The 19527-nt window shown below is 61.5% G+C and carries 11 protein-coding genes; 6 read left to right on the top strand and 5 right to left on the bottom strand.

From position 1 onward, the window contains the following. Positions 1–29: 29 nt before the first annotated feature. The 3 genes from BM132_RS05125 to BM132_RS05115 all read right to left on the bottom strand — a co-directional run bounded on the left by BM132_RS05125 (position 30) and on the right by BM132_RS05115 (position 2536). A complete protein-coding gene (locus BM132_RS05125; protein WP_092453765.1) occupies positions 30–434 on the bottom strand; it encodes a cupin domain-containing protein in 405 nt (134 codons plus the stop codon). Between the two features lie 263 nt (positions 435–697). After that, complete coding sequence (locus tag BM132_RS05120; protein ID WP_092453763.1) at positions 698–979, bottom strand: putative quinol monooxygenase; 282 nt, start codon at positions 977–979, stop codon at positions 698–700. Positions 980–1102: 123 nt separating this feature from the next. Continuing rightward, on the bottom strand, positions 1103–2536 hold the full coding sequence (locus BM132_RS05115) for a MocR-like pyridoxine biosynthesis transcription factor PdxR (protein ID WP_092398502.1): 1434 nt from the start codon (positions 2534–2536) through the stop codon (positions 1103–1105). A 205-nt stretch (positions 2537–2741) separates the two neighbouring features. Here BM132_RS05115 and BM132_RS05110 point away from each other — a divergent pair, with 205 nt between their 5' ends. Then, a complete protein-coding gene (locus tag BM132_RS05110) occupies positions 2742–3182 on the top strand; it encodes a carboxymuconolactone decarboxylase family protein (protein ID WP_092398500.1) in 441 nt (146 codons plus the stop codon). 25 nt (positions 3183–3207) lie between these two features. On the opposite strand, the gene BM132_RS05105 is transcribed toward BM132_RS05110, so the two are convergent. Beyond that, a complete protein-coding gene (locus BM132_RS05105; protein WP_092453761.1) occupies positions 3208–8820 on the bottom strand; it encodes a putative Ig domain-containing protein in 5613 nt (1870 codons plus the stop codon). A 399-nt stretch (positions 8821–9219) separates the two neighbouring features. On the opposite strand from BM132_RS05105, the gene BM132_RS05100 reads away from it, so the two are divergent. The 3 genes from BM132_RS05100 (at position 9220) to hemN (ending at position 12524) form a co-directional block, all read left to right on the top strand. Next, positions 9220–9663 carry a CopD family copper resistance protein gene (locus BM132_RS05100; RefSeq protein ID WP_092453759.1) on the top strand — a complete coding sequence of 148 codons (444 nt, stop codon included), beginning with the start codon at positions 9220–9222 and terminating at the stop codon, positions 9661–9663. A gap of 96 nt (positions 9664–9759) precedes the next feature. Next, on the top strand, positions 9760–11139 hold the full coding sequence (locus BM132_RS05095) for an oxygen-independent coproporphyrinogen III oxidase (RefSeq protein ID WP_092453757.1): 1380 nt from the start codon (positions 9760–9762) through the stop codon (positions 11137–11139). After that, positions 11136–12524, top strand: a complete 1389-nt coding sequence (gene hemN / locus BM132_RS05090) for an oxygen-independent coproporphyrinogen III oxidase (protein WP_092453755.1) — start codon at positions 11136–11138, stop codon at positions 12522–12524. The genes BM132_RS05095 and hemN overlap by 4 nt, the downstream gene beginning before the upstream one ends. 86 nt (positions 12525–12610) lie before the next feature. On the opposite strand, the gene BM132_RS05085 is transcribed toward hemN, so the two are convergent. Beyond that, positions 12611–15253 carry an excinuclease ABC subunit UvrA gene (locus BM132_RS05085; protein ID WP_092453753.1) on the bottom strand — a complete coding sequence of 881 codons (2643 nt, stop codon included), beginning with the start codon at positions 15251–15253 and terminating at the stop codon, positions 12611–12613. Positions 15254–15370: 117 nt separating this feature from the next. Between BM132_RS05085 and nosR the strand changes: the two genes are divergently transcribed. Both nosR and nosZ read left to right on the top strand, forming a co-directional pair. After that, entirely contained in the window at positions 15371–17539 is a 2169-nt protein-coding gene (nosR, locus tag BM132_RS05080; protein ID WP_092453751.1) for a transcriptional regulator NosR, read from the top strand. 52 nt (positions 17540–17591) lie between these two features. Beyond that, complete coding sequence (nosZ, locus tag BM132_RS05075; RefSeq protein ID WP_092453749.1) at positions 17592–19511, top strand: TAT-dependent nitrous-oxide reductase; 1920 nt, start codon at positions 17592–17594, stop codon at positions 19509–19511. Positions 19512–19527 lie beyond the last annotated feature (16 nt).

Here is a 19527-nt window from a genome sequence, read left to right as displayed (position 1 = left end):
CTCCCACAGGGGAACTGTGGTGCGATTGGTTAGTTCTTCAGCGGAATCAACACCGCCTCATGTTCACCCATCACCATGAACACCAGCAATTTCGCCGGTTCGGTCGAGCTGGCGTTTTTTGAAACCAAGTGCTCGGAACCCGCTGCTTCGTACCAGAACTCCCCGGCCTTGTAGGTCCTCGCCGGCTCGCCTTTGACCTGGGAGGTGATGGCGCCTTCCAGCACATAGGCCATGGCCGTTCCTTCATGTTTGTGGGCAACGGACGACTGGCCGGGGGCGTAGTCGACCGTCAGCATCATGGCTTTTTTACCCGGCAGGTTCTTCAGCATCTTTTCCTGCAATACGTTGACCTTTTCCGAAGGCGCGGTTTCGTGGGCATAGACCGGGGCCAGGGGCAGCAGACTGAGGGTGGCGATCAGGCAGAGGATTTTCATGGGAATGACCTTCGTGGGTTTGAGTGATTTCGCGCTGGCGCGACGATGGATTCACCCTAAGCCCCACGGTGGTGCAAACAAACGTCCAATCTTTAAGAAGGCGGGTAGACCAATACCGCGCTCCACCCAATGTTGAAGGGGGCCCCTTGTAGGAGCTGTCGAGTGCAACGAGGCTGCGATCTTTTGATCTTTCGCTTGAGACTCAAGTGGCTGGGAAAAGATCGCAGCCTCGTTGCACTCGACAGCTCCTACGGGCGTGGGTGTCAGCGGTTGAAATCCACGCTTCGGGCCAGATGGTTGTCGATCAGGCCGATAAAACCTTGCACTTCAGGGCAGTTGAAATGGGCTTGCATCGCCGCTTCCGATTGCCAGCGAGCGCTGACGGTCCAGCGGTCACCGTCGTCCGGGCAACGGTCAACCATGTAGGCATCGCACCCAGGCTGCGCGCGCAGGGTTTCGACGATTTTCTGCAACTGGCGGCCCAGTTCTTCCGAGCGACCAGCGGCGGCTTGGACCTGTACGGTATTGATCACCTGGCGAGTCATGGTTCTGGCTCCTGAATCAAGTCGGACGGGATTTGGCTCGACATCAACGAGACCCCAGCAGGATAGGCCTGTAATGGCGAGGCTAAAACAGCCAATGGGCGGATAAATGCCCAGTCCAATGGCTCAAGTGACCTGCTGCAAAATGTCTCGCAAGCGGTCCAGGGCGATGTCGATGTCCAGGGTGTCAATGGCGCCGAAACCCAGGAACAGGCCGGGACGCACCGCAGCCTCATTGAAAAAGCCGTCGAGGCTGTACAGCCCGACTTCGGCTTTTCTCGCCAGCTCGATCACCAGCGCCAGGTCGATGGGCACCTTGCACAGCACGGCCAGGTGGAAGCCTGCGGTTGTGGGAACCGCCTCGAACCAGGGCGACAGGTCCCCGGCCATGCGCGCCAGGATTCGCTCGCGGCGCCCGGCATACAGCGTGTGGCAGCGGCGGATGTGCTTGAGCAGGCAGCCCTCGGCAATGAACTTGGCCAGTGCCCACTGGGGCAGGGTGGAGGTGTGTTGATCGGTGAGGCGCTTGGCCAGGATCACCGCTTCGAGAATCGCCGGTGGCAGGATCGCGTAACCGAGGCGCAGCTCCGGCAACAGCGTTTTCGAGAAGGTGCCGACGTAGGCCACGATCCCGCGTTCGTCCAGGCTTTGCAGTGAGTCGGCAGGCCGGCCTTCGTAACGGAATTCGCTGTCGTAATCATCCTCGATGATGATTGCCCCCAACGCGTAGGCCCGCGCCAGCAAGGCCTCGCGGCGGGCCTGGCTCATGGGCATGCCCAAGGGAAACTGGTGGGACGGCGTCACATAAATCAGGCTCGTGCCGTCGGGTATGAGGTCTACCCGCATACCCTGGTCATCCACCGGTATCCCGGCCACCGTGGCGCCGTGGGAGCCAAACAGCAGGCGCGCCGGCGGATAACCCGGGTCCTCCATGGCCACCAGGCTGCCCGACCGGGTCAAGACCCGCGAGATCAGGTCCAGGGCCTGTTGCGCGCCATTGCACACCACCACGTCATCGTCCTGACAATTGACCCCACGGGAAAATGCAATATGCCGGGCAATGGCATTGCGCAGCGCCGGCAAGCCCTCGGGCTGGCTGTAGAAGCCCTTGGCGCTGGCGATCTGGCGCAAGGCGTGAGCGGTGCAACGCCGCCAGTCGTCCAGGGGAAACTGACCCTTGCCGGTGGCACCGCCGATGAAGTCGTAACGCAGCGCACCTTCAAGGGTGGGATGGCGCATCAGGTCCGGCATGTTGCGCCAGGTCTCGACGACATCGGCACCGGCCAGCTCGCGGTGGCTTTGTTTGCGCACGATTGGGGCCGGGCGGGCATTGACGTAGGTGCCTCTGCCAATGATACCGGTGAGAAAGTTTTCGTAGGTCAGTTGGGTGTAGGTGTCGGACACGGTCTTGCGCGAGACGCCCAACTGTTCAGCGAGCAAGCGGCTGGGCGGCAGTTGCGTGCCGGCGGCCAGGCGCCCACTTTCGATGGCGCTGCGCAGTTGTTGATACAACTGGCCCGCCAGGTCCTTGCGGCCGTTGATGACAACATGAAGTTCCATACCCGCGCGCTCCTGAGCGATTGTTTGGCGCCAGCCCTCAAAGGCGCAAGATTAACCGCATTGTGCGAATGCAACGAAGTTGCGTGAAGAAAATCGCGCCAATTGGCCTGGCTGGGAAATGGTCCGGTGTTTTTCGACCGATTGGATCTGTCGCGCAGCCTGCTCACGTCCTACCGTGCAGGTACAGATCATCACGGAGTTCGCCATGAGCCAGCGTCTGGATTACTACAGTGCGTCCCCAAGGGCGATGAAAGCCATGATTGGCCTTGAAGCGCTAAGCAGTCGCCTGAGTATAGAACCGGGACTTGTGCATCTGATCAAGATCCGTGCCTCGCAGCTGAACGGCTGTGCGTTCTGCACCGACATGCACTCGGTGGATGCGCGCCGCCTGGGCGAGAGCGAGCGGCGCCTGTTCGCCGTGGCAGTGTGGCGCGACAGTGGTTTTTTCAGCCCCCGCGAATGCGCCGCCCTGGCCTGGACCGAGGCGGTAACGCTGTTAGCCGACAGCCAGGTGCCGGATGAGGTCTTTGCCCAGGCCCGCGCCGTGTTCAGCGAGGAGGAGTTGGTCGACCTCACGCTGGCGATCAGCACCATCAACAGCTGGAACCGGCTGGCGGTGAGTTTCCGCCAGAGTCCCGGTCCCTGATGGTTGATAGATCTGCCTGCTCCCGTCAGGCCGTGAAGTCGCTGGCATGCAGCTCCTTGACCCCCACCAGTTCGAATTCGAACTCGGCACTGGCGTCGGCATCGACACTGCCGTAGAGGATGCCATCGGCAAAACGCAGTTGACCGGTGGCATCGGCGCCAAAGGCATTGCTGCCAATGAAGGTGAAGGCGTCGATGTCGGCGGTCAGCGGATTGGCGTCCAATCCGGTGAAGTCCAGTTGGTCGAACTCCGTGCTCTTGAAACCGCTGATGACATCGCGTAACGCCCCGACGCCCATGTCAGTCAGCGCCTCGAAGACGTAAGTGTCTGCGCCCGTGCCGCCGCTCAGGCTGTCGGTGCCCGCGCCGCCGATCAACCGGTCATCGCCTGAGCCACCCACCAGCGTATCGTTGCCCGCCCCACCGTTGAGCACGTTGGCGCCGCTGTTACCTGTCAGGTTGTCGGCGTAGGCACTGCCGGTCAGGTTCTCGACATACTTGAAGGTGTCGAGGCCCGAACCCACGGTGTTCTGTTGCGCGGAGGTGGACAGGGTGGCCGTGACACCGGCCATGGCCCGTTCAAACGACACCGTGTCATTGCCGTCGCGGCCGTCCAGCACGTTGTTGCCGGCCCCGGCAAACAGTATGTTGTCCAACGCATTCCCGGTGCCGTTGGCGGCGTCGGGGGTATCGATGTACAGGTTCTCGACGTTGTTGCTGAGGGTATAGGCCGTCAGGCTGCTGTGCACGCTGTCGATTCCGCCAGACACCGGGTTGCTGTTGGTTTCGATAACGGCGTCGCCGGTGTTGTCGACATAATAGGTGTCGTTGCCATCGCCCCCGCTCATGCTGTCGGCGCCGGCGGCGCCATCGAGTACGTTATTGGCGGCATTGCCGGTGATGAAATTGCGCCGCTCATTGCCGGTGCCGTTGATGTCCGATACGCCGGTGAGCAACAGATTTTCCAGGTTATCGCCCAAAGTCCAACTGACCGAGGCCTGCACTGTGTCGATCTGTGCGGTTGAGGTATTGGTTTCCACCACCGTATCGAACGCGTTATCAACCACATAAATATCGTTGCCATCGCCACCGGTCAGGGTGTCGGCGCCCAAGTCGCCATCCAGCGTGTCATTGCCCGAGCTGCCCACCAGCGTGTCGTCCTGGTCGGTGCCGGAAATCATCCCGCCTTCGTTCTGAGCGTCGTCGAAAATGTCTTGCACGCTGTTGTTGTCATCGGGATTGCCCTGGAAACCCAAGTCGTCGGCGATGTAATCGGCCAGGCGCTGGCCGACGATTTCCGCCGATTCCTCGTGCAAGTGCCAGACGTCGTCGGGATACACCAGCGGATCGACTTCGTAGCGCAAGGGCAGATCGGTGTAGTCCACGGCCAGTTTCACGTCCGCGCGCTCGGCGGCGATGGCCTCCTGGGTGGCGCGGACATAACCGACACCTTCAACAATGTCAGCGATCTTTTCTTCCGAATAACCACGGGCACGCGCCGCGTCCTGTTGGTAGTGCCCGGTCTCCATCAGGTACACGTTGAAACTGCCGAACTGGGCGTGCAGGTAATCAAACACGGCCAGCGTGGCGGTCTTGTAGGCTGCCGCCGCAGCTTCCTTGTCGGAGGCACGGGCGATCTCCTGGGCCGCTTCCTCGCCTTGGCCCCAAACGATGCCCAGGGTGACGTTGTCGATGGCCCTGAGCTCGGCGAACTGATCCTGCAGCAACGCCACGGCGCGCAACAGCGCAGGCCCCGGTTGGTTGGTGTCGGTCAGCCACCAGCACAACTTGAGCTCTTCGGCGCCCAGGGTCGACAGGCCATTGACTGTACTGCCACCCACCGCGATGTCGATGCCATTGCCGTCGGCATCCTCGAACTGACTGCGAACGTCATAGGTGGTGTACCTGCTCAGGTCATTGACCAGCATTGACGTACCGGACTGATCATCGTCCTCGGTCATGCGCAGCAGGCGTGCATTGGACTGGCCGAGGGTCGGCAGGTAGAGGATGTCCTGTTGGGCGCGCTCGCCGAACACGAAGTCATCGGCGGTCAGGGTGTTGAGGTAGTTACCGCTGAGGGCGATTTCGAAACGATTGCCGTCGGCGTCCGCTTCGCTGGATTTGATGTAGGTCTTGTCGCCGGCCGAGTTGAGGGTCATGTACAGCGTGCCGTTGCTGCCATTGCCGAGGCCGAGATAGCCCAGGCCGGAAACATCGATCTTGTCGACGCCCACGGTGAAGTCATAGATCGTGTCCGTGGCCGTGACGCCGCCGGTGTCGTAGTCGCGGTAGCTGTCGAGCACGTTGGTGTAGCGGAAGGTGTCGGCTCCGTCGCCGCCGTACAACGAGTCGCGACCGGCGCCACCATCGACAATGTCCGCCCCAGTGCCGGCCCTGATCGTGTCGTTGCCGCCCAGGCCGAGGATCAAGTCCGCGCCTGCGGTGCCGGTGAGGGACTCGGCGTTGTGGGTTCCGGTGATGGTATTGGCCGGCGCATCGGCCACTGCCAAAGCGAAGCTGTCGCTCACCGAGGCACCTGACGGATCGGTGGCCTTGACCAGTACGTTGTAGTTGCCTGCTGCAGTGCTGGTCGGCGTGCCGGCGAAAGTCAGATTGCTGGCATTGAAAGTCAGCCAGGCGGGCAGGGCACTGCCGTCGGCCAGGGTGGCGGTGTAGGTCAGTACATCCTGGTTGGCATCACTGAAGCTGTCGGAGGTGACGGTGTAGCTGAACGGCGTACTTTCGGTGGCGTTCTGGTCGAGCAAGGGGATAACCACCACGGGTGCCACATTGCTGGGGGTGTTCTGGTCGGCGAAGACGAAATGACTGGCGGTCAGGCTGCTGACCAGATTACCCGCCAGCGACACTTCGAAACGGTTGCCGTTGGCATCGACCGTGAGGTCCTTGAGGTAGGTGCGGTTGGTCGAGCTGCTGTAGGTCACCAGCAGCGTGCCACCCTGGCCATTGCCCAGTCCGGTGTAGCCCAGGGCTGATACATCGATCTTGTCGGCGGCCACGTCGAAATCGAGGATCTGGTCACTGGCGCTGGTGGAACTGGTGCGGTAGCTGTCGAGCTTTGAGGTGTAGCGAAACACGTCGGCACCCGCACCGCCGGTGAGTTTGTCCACGCCGGTGCCGCCTACCAGAATGTCGTTGCCAGCCCCGCCATTGAGGGTGTCGTTACCGGCGCCGCCATACAGTTGTTCGTTGGCCGCGGTACCGGTCAGCGTGTCGTTGTTCGGCGTGCCATTGATCACAATGGGCGCGGCGGGCACGTCCTGCACCGCCAGGGTAAAGCTGTCGCTGACGGTGGCGTTGCTGCCGTCGGTCGCCGTGACCTGAATGGAGTAAGTGCCCGATGCTGTATCGCTTGGCGTGCCGCTGAAGGTACGCGTGGCGGCATCGAAGACCAGCCAGTTGGGCAGGGCGCTGCCGTCAGCCAGTCTGGCTGTGTAGCTGAGGCTGTCGTTGTCCGGGTCGGTAAAACTGGTGGCCGGTACCACGTAGCTGAACGGGGTGTTTTCGGTCGCGTTCTGGTCCAGCAGTGGCGTAGCCAGCACCGGTGCCTGATTGGTCGGCGACGCAGTGGCAAAGACAAAATTGGCGCTGGTCAGCGTGTTGAGGTAATTGCCCTCCAGCGCCACTTCGAAGCGGTTGCCATTGGCGTCAGCGGTCAGGGATTTGATGTAGGTCTTGGTCCCGGCGCTGTTGAGTACCACGTACACGGTGTCGTTCTTGCCGTCGCCAAGGCCGGTGAAACCCATGGCCGACAGATCGATCTTGTCGGCGCTGACATCGAAATCGGTGATCACGTCGCCGAGGTTGACGCCGCCGGTGTTGTAATTGCGGTAGCTGTCCAGGCGGTTGGAAAACACAAAGGTATCGGCCCCGGTGCCACCGGTGAGGGTGTCCATGCCGGCGCCGCCGTCGAGCTTGTCGTCGCCCGCGCCGCCACTGAGGCTGTCGTTGCCCGCCAGGCCCAGCAGGGTGTCGGCCGAGTCACTGCCGATCAGCGAGTCACTGCCACTGGTGCCGGTGACCACCCGATTGAAGATGAAGTTGCTGGCGGTCAGGGTACTGGTCAGGTTGCCCGACAGAATCAGCTCGAAGCGATTGCCGTTGGCGTCGGCATCGTAATCCTTGATGTAGGTGCGGTCGCTGCTGGCGCTGTAGCTGATCTGCAATGTACCGCCACGGCCATTGCCCAGGCCGGTGAAGCCCAGGCCCGCGAGGTCGATCTTGTCCTGGGTGACGTCGAAATCGGTGATGGTGTCGTCGAAGCTGGTGGTGGCATTGCGGTAACTGTCGGACTGGCTGGCGAAGCGGAACGTGTCGGCGCCGGTGCCGCCAGTCAGTCTGTCGATGCCCGCGCCACCCACCAGGATGTCGTCACCCGCGCCACCGTTGATGGTGTCGTTGCCGGCCCCGCCATAGAAAATCTCATTGGCGCTGCTGCCCACCAGGGTGTCGTTGCCGGGCGTGCCTTGTACGGTGGTCACCGGTACCGTGGCACTGACATAGCTGCCGTCGCCGTAGACCAGCGTGGCGCCCTTGCTGGTGTGACTGATGGTGTTGGCGATGATCGCATTGCGGTCGGTGCCGTCTTCATTGCGTTCGGCAACACCGTAGGTCGACAGGTCGCTGCCGCTGATGATGTTGCCCTGGATAAGGTTATCGCTGCCGTTGAAGTAGCGACCGGACACGCCCAGGGTGTCGTCGTAGGACTGGATGATGATTTCCGGTACCGGATTGCCCAGGGAGTTGTTGTTGAGGGTGTTGTCGATGACTTCCACGTGGTTGCTGCCGTAGATGCGAATCCCGGCGCTGGCGTTGTCGTGGATGTCGACGCCGCTGACGGTGACGTCGCTGGACAGCTTGATCAGTATTCCTTCACCGCCGTTGCCATACACCTCACCGCCGGTGATGGTGATGTTGCTGGGAGAGGGGATGTCCTCGCTGCCGCGCTGCACCACGATGCCGTTGCCGCCGTTGTTGTAGGCAACGTTATTGGTGAGGGTGAAGTCGTGGGTGCTGGTGACAACGTTGAAGCCGTGGCGGTCGTTGTCATAGGCGACGTTGTTTTCAAAGGTGCTGTCGCTGAGGAAGTCAGCAACGAAACCGTCCAGGCCGTTGCCGTGGGACACGCTGTTCTTGATGACCATGTTGACGGTCTGCTCGTGGGGGTCGAAGCCGTACCCGGAGCAATCCTTGATCTCGACGCTGTCGAGGGTGACGTTGGAGTCGTAGCCTTCTTCGCCGGGAATGTAGCCGTTGAACCAGCCGTCGATCTTGCCTGTGGTGTTGTCGCGGTTGCCGTCGATGGTGAGGTGGCTGACGCCGAAATCATGGGTTTCTTCACCGTAGGCCGAGCGGATGATGCCGGTGATCTTGGTGTCGGAGCCGTCGGCCACCTTGACGGTGGTTTCGCCCATGCCGTCGCCGTACAAATAGACGTTGCTCTTGAGCATCAGGCAGCCGTCGGAGGGTTCCTCGCCGGCCGAAACGATGTAGGTCCCGGTCGGCATGTACACCTGCCCGCCGCCTGCGGCAGCCGCCGCATCAATGGCACTTTGTATCGCCGCCGTGTCGTCGGTGATGCCATCTCCTTTGGCGCCAAAATTTTGTACGTTGAAAATCATGAGCTTATCTCCGTATCGGGCTGGAACCACGGTAGAAGCCAATATTCCATCGGCGGCCACCGTGTTATGACCCGCAGGAGCGCGAAAGTTGTGACCGCATATCGGCAAAGCGTCAAAAAAAAGAACTAGCTGATCAGCGGTAGGAACGGTTTCAGGAAAAGGTAACGTTCTGTTGACGCTTTTGGGTCCGCGCAACCCTTGTGGGAGCGAGCCTGCTCGCGATAGCGGTTTGTCAGTCGATGGGATGCAAGCTGAACCGACGCTATCGCGAGCAGGCTCGCTCCCACAGATGCGGTATCGGGTTTCGGGTTTCCTTGATTGGCATCAACCCCCAATCCGACGCCACGGGATAATCTCGAATAAACCATCGCCCGATGATCAAGGGCGACCGAGGCGTCCATGAGTTACCCGCTGTTTCTGACCTTGCACCTGTTTGCCGCGCTGGTTTTCATTGGCACGGTGTTCTTTGAGGTGTTGTTCCTGGAGAGCATCCGCAAACAGCTGCCCGCCAAAGTCATGGTGCTGGTGGAGCAGGGCATCAGCCGGCGCGCCCGACAGTTGATGCCCTGGGTGTTGCTGACGCTGTTCGGTGCCGGCGCTGCCATGGTCTGGTTGCGCTATTGGCCGGTGCTATCGGCGCCGCTGGCGTCCTCGTTCGGCTTGCTGCTGGGGCTCAAGATTGTGTTGGCGGGCAGTGTGCTGGGGCATTTTCTGTGGGCCATGTGGCTGTTCAGAAGCGGGCGCATGAATACCCGTTACGTGCGGATCATCCATACCAGTGTGTTTATCCATCTGGTGGCGATCGTGCTGTTGGCCAAGGGTATGTTTTACCTGACCTGGTGAGCCGTTGCGGCCGGTATCCAAGGCGCTTGATACAGGTCAAGGCGCCCCACCAGGTTAAGTCCGACACTGTGCCTGCGCAGCCACTCGGAGATTGTCATGTTCGACCTGTTCCACACCCTCGGCGATAGCCCCCCGCAGCGTATCCCGGCGGTGGCTGATGTCGATTGCCCGGTCGGTACGCGTAAATTCCATACGGGCATTGGCTCGCTGGATTTGCTCCGGGAGTTGCGCGACAGCCGCCATAAACGGCGGCCGCTGTCCCTGGCGGTGCATCTGCCTTCGCGTTTGCGTTTGTCATCGTGTTCGCCCCTGGCGAGCGTGTGTCGGTGTGGCGAGATCGAGGGCTACCTGCAACACCTGACCTATGAAATCGGCCTGGTCGGTTGTCACTTGGGCACAGGACGTCGGGTCGAGGCGTTTTGCCTGACCGGCGGCACGCCGGTGATCGCCCATTTGCAGCGGCTGATGGATGACCTGCGCAAGCGTTTCGAGTTCGGTGAATACGACAGCGCCGAACACAGCATCGAGGTCGACCTGCATCACACCGACTGGTCCACCATGGGGCTGATTCGCGACCAGGGGTTCACCCATGTGAGCATCGGTGTGCCGGACATTGGCCTGGACAGCGATTTATCCGTTGATTGCTATCAGAACCCCGCACCGATTCATTCGCTGATCGATGCCGCGAGAACCTTTGGCTTCCGCTCCATCAACATCGACCTCGGTTATGGTCATGCCTGGCAAACGCCCCATAGCTTCGCGCGCAAACTGGCCACGCTGATCGAGCTGGAGCCAGACCGACTGCACGTGTTCGACTACGCCCATGCGCCATATCGCTATCGTTCGAAAAAACACCAGCAGGCGGGAGCCTTCAGCAGCCAGGCCGATACAGACACCATGCGCCGGATCTGCTGTGAGCAACTGACCGGGGCGGGGTATCACTACATCGGGCTGGGGCAGTTCGTCAGGGCAGACGATGACCTGGCCGTCGCCCAAGAGCACGGGCGCCTGCATCGCAATTGCCAGGGTTTCACCCGGCGCGGTTGCTGTGACCACTTGGGTTTCGGTCTGGCGGCCATCACCCAGATCGAACACTTGTACGTGCAGAACACCGATGACCTGCTTGAGTACTGCCAGCAACTGGACGCCGGGCAGTTGCCGGTGTCGCGCGGCTGGCGCTGTGAAGCGCAGGACCTGCTCAGGGCCGCAGTGACCGAGCAACTTGCCTGCGATCTGGAGCTGGATATCCCGGCCATCGAAGCGCGTTTCGGGCTGGTGTTGCGCGACTATTTCGCGTCCATCTGGCCGCAGCTGGAGGCGTTGCGCAGCCAGGGTTTGATCGAATTGACCAGCCGTTTTATCGGCATCTTGCCCGCCGGGCGCCTGAGTGTGGATGCGATCTGCAATCTGTTTGATCCAGCTCCCGACGACGCAGGCATTTTGACCGGCCCCTTTGACAGGTTGACCCCATCATGAATGCTGTATCCGCTTTCAATCGCGCCCTGGTCGAGAAGTACGACCGTCCGGGACCGCGCTACACCTCCTATCCGACCGCCCCGCAGTTTCATCAGGCCTTTGCCATGGATGAGTACCGCCAGGCCGCCGAGCTGAGCAACCAGGCGCCGGTACCCAAGCCGCTGTCGGTCTACATCCATATTCCGTTCTGCCAGAGCCTTTGCTACTACTGCGCGTGCAACAAGATTATTACCCGCAAGACTCATCGCGCCGCTGAATACCTGACTTACCTCAAGCGTGAGATCGGCCTGCAGGCGGCGTTGTTCGACCGCTCGCGCAAACTGACGCAACTGCACCTGGGCGGTGGCACACCGACCTATCTGACCCATGAGCAACTGGCCGAGCTGATGGAGTGTCTGCATCAGTCGTTCGACATGGACGACAGTGACGCCCATGAGTTTTCCATCGAGGTCGATCCGCGGACCATCGGCGCGCAACAGATCCAGGGGCTGCGCCAACTGGGGTTCAATCGCCTGAGCTTCGGCGTCCAGGATTTCGATGCCCAGGTGCAGGCCGCGGTCAATCGGGTGCAGAGCGAGGCCCAGGTGGTCGAGTTGGTGGAGGCTGCCCGTTTGGCGCGTTTCAAGTCGGTCAGCGTCGATTTGATTTACGGTCTGCCGCTGCAAACCATCGCCAGTTTCGATGTGACCCTGAGCAAGATCATCGCCCTGCGTCCCGACCGGATCGCCGCCTACAGCTATGCGCATCTGCCGCAACGGGTGCGGGCGCAACGGATGATCCGGCCCGAAGACATGCCGCCGCCGGAGCGCAAGCTGGAGTTGCTGGAGTTGACCATCAATCGTCTGACCGAAGCCGGTTATGTCTACATCGGCATGGACCATTTCGCCTTGCCGGACGACGAGTTGGTGCGCGCTCGGGCCCAGGGCTCGCTGCAACGTAACTTCCAGGGCTATTCCACCCATGCCGATTGCGATTTGATCGGCCTGGGCGTGTCTTCGATCGGGAAGGTCGGTGACAGCTATGGTCAGAACGTCAAGGAGCTTTCCCAGTACTACGCTCGCCTGGATCAAGGCCTGCTGCCGGTGCAGCGGGGCTATCGCCTGAGCGACGATGATCGGTTGCGCCGCGAGGTCATCAGCGAGTTGATGTGCCATGGGCGGATCGATTTCAACCAGATTCAGATCAGTCACGGTGTGGGTTTCAACGAGTACTTTGCCGATGCCCTGGTCCGGCTTGAGGAACTGGTGCGCGACGGCCTGCTGGAGATCCACCCCGACTCGCTGGTGCTGCTGCCCCAGGGCCAATTGATGATGCGCAACGTGGCCATGGCGTTCGATGCGTATCTGGAGACAGGTCAGGCGGTTCAGTATTCGCGTACGGTTTGACGTTATGACGAGCGCTGGCTGTTCCCGCCGGGCTGCGCGGCTGCGCAGCCAGCGGGGATAAATCCCCTCGCCACAGTGATTGCCCTTCAACCGTCGGGCTGTAGCACCCTGCGCAGAAACACCGCCGTTCGGCTCTCTCGACACTCGGCCACCTGCGCCGGAGGCCCGCATACCACGACTTTTCCGCCCTGGTTCCCAGCGCCCGGGCCGATGTCGATGACCCAATCACTCTGCGCCACCACGCGCATGTCATGTTCCACCACCACCACGCTGTGGCCTTCATCCACCAGGCGATTCAATTGCACCAGCAAGCGATCCACGTCCTGGGGATGCAAGCCGTTGGTTGGCTCATCCAGCACGTACAAAGTGGCGCCCCGGGCTTTGCGCTGCAGCTCGGTTGCCAGTTTGATGCGCTGGGCCTCGCCGCCGGACAGTTCCGTGGCCGGTTGGCCCAGGCGCAGATAACCCAGCCCGATATCCTGCAGCACTTTCAGTGAGCGCTTCGCCGACGCCTGCTCGGCAAACACCTCAAGTGCCTGGTTCACGGTCAGTTGCAACACCTGAGCGATGTTCAGCCCCTGCCAGTTCACTTCAAGGGTCTGGGGGTTGTAGCGATCCCCGTGGCACGTGGGGCAGGGCGCATACACGCTGGGCATGAACAGCAGCTCGACGCTGACGAAACCCTCGCCCTCGCAGGTTTCGCAACGGCCTTTGGCGACGTTGAAGGAGAACTGTCCGGCATCGAAACCCAGTTCCTGCGCCTGGGGCGTGGCGGCGAACAATTTACGTACGTGATCGAACAGCCCGGTGTAAGTGGCGAGGTTGGAGCGCGGGGTGCGGCCGATGGGTTTCTGGTCCACCTGGACCAGCCGCTTGACCGCCTCGAGCCCGGCTGTAACGTGCCCGCCGCTGGTTTGCAGCGGTTCATCTTCCAGGCTGTGTTCGTCGGCTTCGGCGTTGTGGCTGGCCTGGCCCAGATGGCTGCCCACCAGGTCCAGCAGGGCCTGGCTGACGAGGCTGGATTTCCCCGAACCGGAAATGCCGGTCACGGCGCTGAAGCAACCCAGGGGAAAGGCGGCGCTGAGGTTGTCGAGATTGTTGCGGGTGATGCCTTCCAGGCGCAACCAGTGCTTGGGTGTTCGAGGCATACGCCCAGCAGCGGTGTCTTGGGCAAACAGGTAGGCGCGAGTGCGTGACTCAGGCACCTGACTGAGGCCCGCCGGCGGGCCGCTGTAGAGGATCTTTCCGCCTTGTTCGCCTGCATCGGGCCCCACGTCAATGAGCCAGTCGGCGCGGCGCATGGTGTCCAGGTCGTGTTCGACCACAAATACGGAGTTACCCGAAGCCTTGAGGCGTTGCAGGGCCTGGAACAGCGCTTCGCTGTCGGCCGGGTGCAGGCCGGCGGAGGGTTCGTCCAGCACATAGATCACCCCGAACAACTGGGAGTTGAGCTGGGTTGCCAGGCGCAGGCGTTGCAGCTCGCCGGACGACAGCGTCGGCGTGCTGCGCTCCAGGGCCAGGTAGCCGAGGCCCAGGTCGATCAGGGTGACGATGCGCTCCAGCAATTCAGTGGCGATGCGTTGCGCGGCCAGGCGTTTTTCCAGGGAAAGATTGTGGGTGTGGCGCGCATCAGGCCCGCCGGCGTGGGGATTTTCGCCCCGGGCCGCGCGTTGCTCGCGGGCCTCGCGGGTTTGCTGGTGGGTCAGGGTTGTTCCCGGTTCCTCGGCTTGCGCCAGATAATCGGGGGCGGCAACGCCCTTGAGCACCTCGGCCAGTTCCAGCAACGGCAGGTGGGACAGTTCGGCGATATCCAGACCGGCAAAAGTCACCGTCAGTGCCTGGCGCTTGAGGCGTTTACCCTCGCACACCGGGCAAGGGCTGGCGCGCATGTATTGCGCCACGCGTTTGCGCATCTGAGCGCTTTGGGAGTGCATGAACGTGTGCAACAGGTAGCGTCGGACGCCGCTGAACGTGCCCTGATAGCTGGGCTCGAGTTTGCGCTTGAGGGCGGCGCGGGTCTGGGCTGGGGTGAGCCCGGCGTACACCGGGACGGTGGGGGTTTCTTCAGTGAATAGAATCCAGTCACGCTGCTTTTTCGGCAGGTCGCGCCAAGGAACGTCGACGTCATAACCCAGGGTTACCAGAATGTCCCGCAGGTTCTGGCCTTGCCAGGCCATGGGCCAGGCCGCTACGGCGCGCTCGCGGATGGTCAGCGAAGGGTCCGGCACCATGGACGCTTCGGTCACTTCATAGATCCGACCCAGGCCATGGCATTGCTGGCAGGCGCCCTGTGGGGTGTTGGGCGAGAAATCCTCGGCGTAGAGCATGGGTTGGTCGGCCGGGTAGCTACCGGCCCGGGAGTAGAGCATGCGGATCAGGCTCGACAACGTGGTGACGCTACCCACCGAGGATCGTGCGCTGGGCGTGCCGCGTTGTTGCTGCAAGGCCACCGCCGGCGGCAGGCCTTCGATGCTGTCCACGTCCGGCACTCCCACCTGATCGATCAGGCGCCGGGCATAAGGCGCAACCGACTCGAAGTAACGGCGCTGGGCTTCGGCATAAAGCGTGGAAAAGGCCAGCGATGACTTGCCCGACCCCGACACGCCGGTGAATACCACCAGGGCATCGCGGGGGATGTCGACATCGACATTCTTGAGGTTGTGTTCCCGAGCACCCCGCACCCGGACGAAGCCGGTGTTTTCAGACGGGGAAGCGAAGCGTTGGGGCATGGAGCGTTCCTTTGGTGTGGCGGGGCAAATTCTTGCAAGTTGATTTCAATCAAGGGCGGGGCAGGGGGGCGCCCCCTACCATCAGCGCCAAGATCCTGTCTTCAAGACCTGGCGTCCATGACCCCTCCTTTTGCAACGTTGCCCCCGTCCCGATTCTGGCTGTATGGCCTGTGCGTTCTACTGCTTTTGCTCGCGGGCCTCGCCCAGGCCAAAGACTACGGTGATATCCAGCAACAGCGCATCCACCATGTTCTGAGCCAGACCGACTCAATCTCCGAGTCCGAAGGTCCTTACAAAGTTCGCAAACTGTCCGCTGCCGGCAAGGTCGTGGGCTATGTGTTCCAGAGCTTGGATGTGGTGGACATTCCCGCTTACTCGGGCAAACCCATCAACGTCCAGGTGATCCTTGATCCGACCGGTGTGATCCTCGACGCTTTTGTGCTTGAGCACCACGAACCGATTCTACTGATCGGGATTGCCGAAGAAAAACTCCACGCGTTCAGTGCCCGCTACAGCGGCATCCAGGTCAATCAACGGGTGGTGGTGGGGCATTCCAGCGACCCGAACGCGGTGACGGTGGATGCAATTGCCGGCGCCACTGTGACGGCGATGGTGGTCAATGAAGTCATCATGCGCGCCGCTCACGATGTCGCGGTTTCCCTGGAGCTGGTCAAGGGGGACGCGGGGTTGGCAGTGGCGCCGGCACGCGTGCGCGATGACCTCTACGAGCCCGCCGACTGGAAAACCTTGACCGGCAACGGCGCGGTGCGTCGCCTGCACCTGACGCGCGGCCAGGCCGATGCTTCCTTCAAGGGGACCGAGGCCGAGGGCGTCGAAGCCGCCAGCGCCGAACAAGCGGACGACACGTTCATTGACCTGTACGTCACTCACCTGAACCCGCCCACCATCGGCCGCAACCTACTGGGCGAGGCGCAATACCGCAGGTTGATGGCCGAGCTCAAACCCGGCGAGCAGGCCATCGCGGTGATGGGCAGCGGGCGCTATTCCTTCAAGGGTTCGGGGTATGTGCGCGGCGGCATTTTCGATCGCGTGCAGGTGCGCCAGTTCGGCGACGCCATCAGCTTTCGCGACCTGGACTTCCAGCGCCTGGACGACGTGGCGGCCGCGGACATGCCTGAGTTCGACGAAATGGCGGTGTTCATCGTCCGTGCCTCCCACCGTTTCGATCCGGGCTCGCCCTGGAGCCTGGAACTGCTGGTGCGTCGCCAGACCGGTCCTGTCAGCGGCATCTTCAGCAGTTTCGAGCTCGGTTATCAATTGCCCGAGCCGTATCTGGAACGGCCATTGCCGACCGCTGAACAACTGGCGGCGGCTGAAGAAGCCAGCCGGCCGATGTGGCTGACCCTCTGGTACCAAAAAAGCGTCGAGATCACGGTACTTGGGGTGGCCCTGTTGGTGCTCACGGCGATCCTGTTCCTGCAAGATGCGCTGGCCCGACGGCCGAAACTGTTGCACTGGGTCCGCCGTGGCTACCTGATGTTCACTGTGGTGTTCCTCGGTGGGTATGCCTTGGCACAGTTATCGGTGGTCAATGTACTGACCTTTGTGCATGCGCTGTTCGAAGATTTCCGCTGGGAACTGTTCCTCACCGATCCGCTGATTTTCATCCTCTGGGTGTTCACCGCCGCCAGCATTCTGTTGTGGGGGCGCGGGGTGTTCTGCGGGTGGTTGTGTCCGTTCGGTGCGATGCAGGAGTTGCTCAACGAGCTGGCGCGCAAGTTGAAAGTGCCACAGTACGAGCTGCCGTTCGCCGCCCACGAGCGACTCTGGGCTATCAAATACATCATTTTGCTGGTGCTGTTCGGCGTCTCGCTGGAGTCAATGTCCAGCGCCGAGCGGTTGGCCGAAGTGGAACCCTTCAAGACCGCCATCACCCTCAGGTTCGACCGTCAGTGGTGGTTCGTCGCCTACGCAGCGGGCCTGCTGGTGATCAACCTGTTCACCCGCAAAGTCTATTGCCGCTACATCTGCCCGCTGGGGGCCGCCCTGGCGATGCCGACCCGGCTGCGGCTGTTCGATTGGCTCAAGCGCCGCAAGGAATGCGGCAACCCCTGCCAGCTGTGCGCCAAGGAATGCGAGATCCAGGCGATTCACCCCGATGGCCGGATCAACGCCAACGAATGTCACTACTGCCTCGATTGCCAGATGACCTGGCACAACGAAAACAAATGCCCGCCGCTGATCAATAAACGCAAAAAGCGCGGCAAGGCTGCCGTGACCGATCCTCAGTTGATTGCCGTGGTGCAGGTGAACCCGGCGCCTTGAGGTTGCCAATGGCCTGTCCCTTGACCCTTTCATTTTTCATGGAGCACACAGCATGAGCGATAAAAAAACCGAAACCAGCGGCACGGTCGAAGCGCCCAAGGGCGTCAGTCGTCGGGGTTTCCTCGGCACCAGCGCGGTGACTGGCGCGGTGCTGGCCGGCGCCACGGCGTTGGGGGGCGCGGTGTTCACCCGTGAGTCCTGGGCTGCCGCGGCCAAGGAAGCCAAATCCAAAGTCCACGTCGGCCCCGGCGAGCTGGACGACTATTACGGTTTCTGGAGTGGTGGCCATCAGGGCGAAGTGAGGGTGTTGGGCGTGCCGTCCATGCGCGAGCTGATGCGTATTCCGGTGTTCAACGTCGACTCGGCCACCGGTTGGGGCCTGACCAACGAAAGCAAGCGCATCCTGGGTGACAGCGCCAAGTACCAGAACGGCGACTGCCATCACCCGCACATTTCCATGACCGACGGCAAATACGACGGCAAATACCTGTTCATCAACGACAAGGCCAATTCCCGGGTCGCGCGCATTCGCCTGGACATCATGAAGTGCGACAAGATTCTCACCGTGCCCAACGTGCAAGCCATCCATGGCCTGCGCCTGCAAAAGGTGCCGTACACCAAGTACGTGTTCGCCAACGCCGAATTCGTGATCCCGCACCCCAATGACGGCCGCACTTTCGACCTGCAAGACAAGAACAGCTACACGATGTTCAACGCCATTGATGCCGAGAAAATGGAGATGGCCTTCCAGGTGATCGTCGATGGCAACCTGGACAACTCCGACGCCGACTACACCGGCAAGTACGCCGCCAGCACCTGCTACAACTCCGAGAAGGCCTACGACCTGGGCGGTATGATGCGCAACGAGCGCGACTGGGTGGTGGTGTTCAACATCCCGCGCATCGAAGCGGCGATCAAGGCCGGCAAGTTCATCACCCTGGACGGCTCCAAGGTGCCGGTGGTCGATGGCCGTAAAACCGATGGCAAGGACAGCGCGTTCACCCGCTACATTCCGGTGCCGAAGAACCCTCACGGGCTCAATACCTCCTCCGATGGCAAATACTTCATCGCCAACGGCAAGCTGTCGCCTACCGTCTCGATGATCGCCATCGACCGGCTGGATGACCTGTTCGACGACCGCTACAAAGACCCTCGCGAGGTGATCGTCGCAGAGCCGGAGTTGGGCCTGGGGCCGTTGCATACCACCTTCGACGGGCGCGGCAACGCCTACACCACCTTGTTCATCGACAGTCAGGTGGTCAAATGGAACATGGACGAGGCCATCCGCGCCTACAAGGGCGAGAAGGTCAACTACATCAAACAGAAACTCGACGTGCAGTACCAACCCGGCCACAACCACGCGTCCCTGACCGAAACCAGTGAGGCGGACGGTAAATGGTTGGTGGTCCTGTGCAAATTCTCCAAGGACCGCTTCCTGCCCACCGGTCCGCTGCACCCGGAGAACGACCAACTGATCGACATTTCCGGCGACGAGATGAAGCTGGTACACGACGGCCCGGCTTTCGCCGAACCCCACGACTGCATTCTCGCCCGGCGTGACCAGATCAAGACCCAGAAAATCTGGAGCCGCACCGATCCGTACTTTGCCGAAACCGTGGCCTTGGCCAAGAAGGACGGCATAAACCTGGAGACCGACAACAAGGTGATCCGCGACGGCAACAAGGTGCGGGTGTACATGACCTCGATGGCGCCGGCCTATGGCCTGACAGAGTTTACCGTCAAGCAAGGCAACGAGGTGACGGTGACGATCACCAACATTGACCAGATCGAAGACGTCTCCCACGGCTTTGTCATGACCAACCACGGCGTGAGCATGGAGATCAGCCCGCAACAGACCTCGTCCATCACCTTCATCGCCGACAAGGCCGGTTTGCATTGGTACTACTGCAGCTGGTTCTGCCACGCCCTGCACATGGAAATGGTCGGACGCATGCTGGTTGAGAAGGCCTGAGCAGGTTCATCGAGGA

The sequence above is a fragment of the Pseudomonas sp. NFACC45 genome (assembly GCF_900113505.1).
GTDB classification, from domain to species: Bacteria; Pseudomonadota; Gammaproteobacteria; order Pseudomonadales; family Pseudomonadaceae; genus Aquipseudomonas; species Aquipseudomonas tehranensis.
The sequence above is the reverse complement of the archived record's forward strand: the minus strand, read 5'-3'. Positions and strand labels throughout refer to the sequence as shown.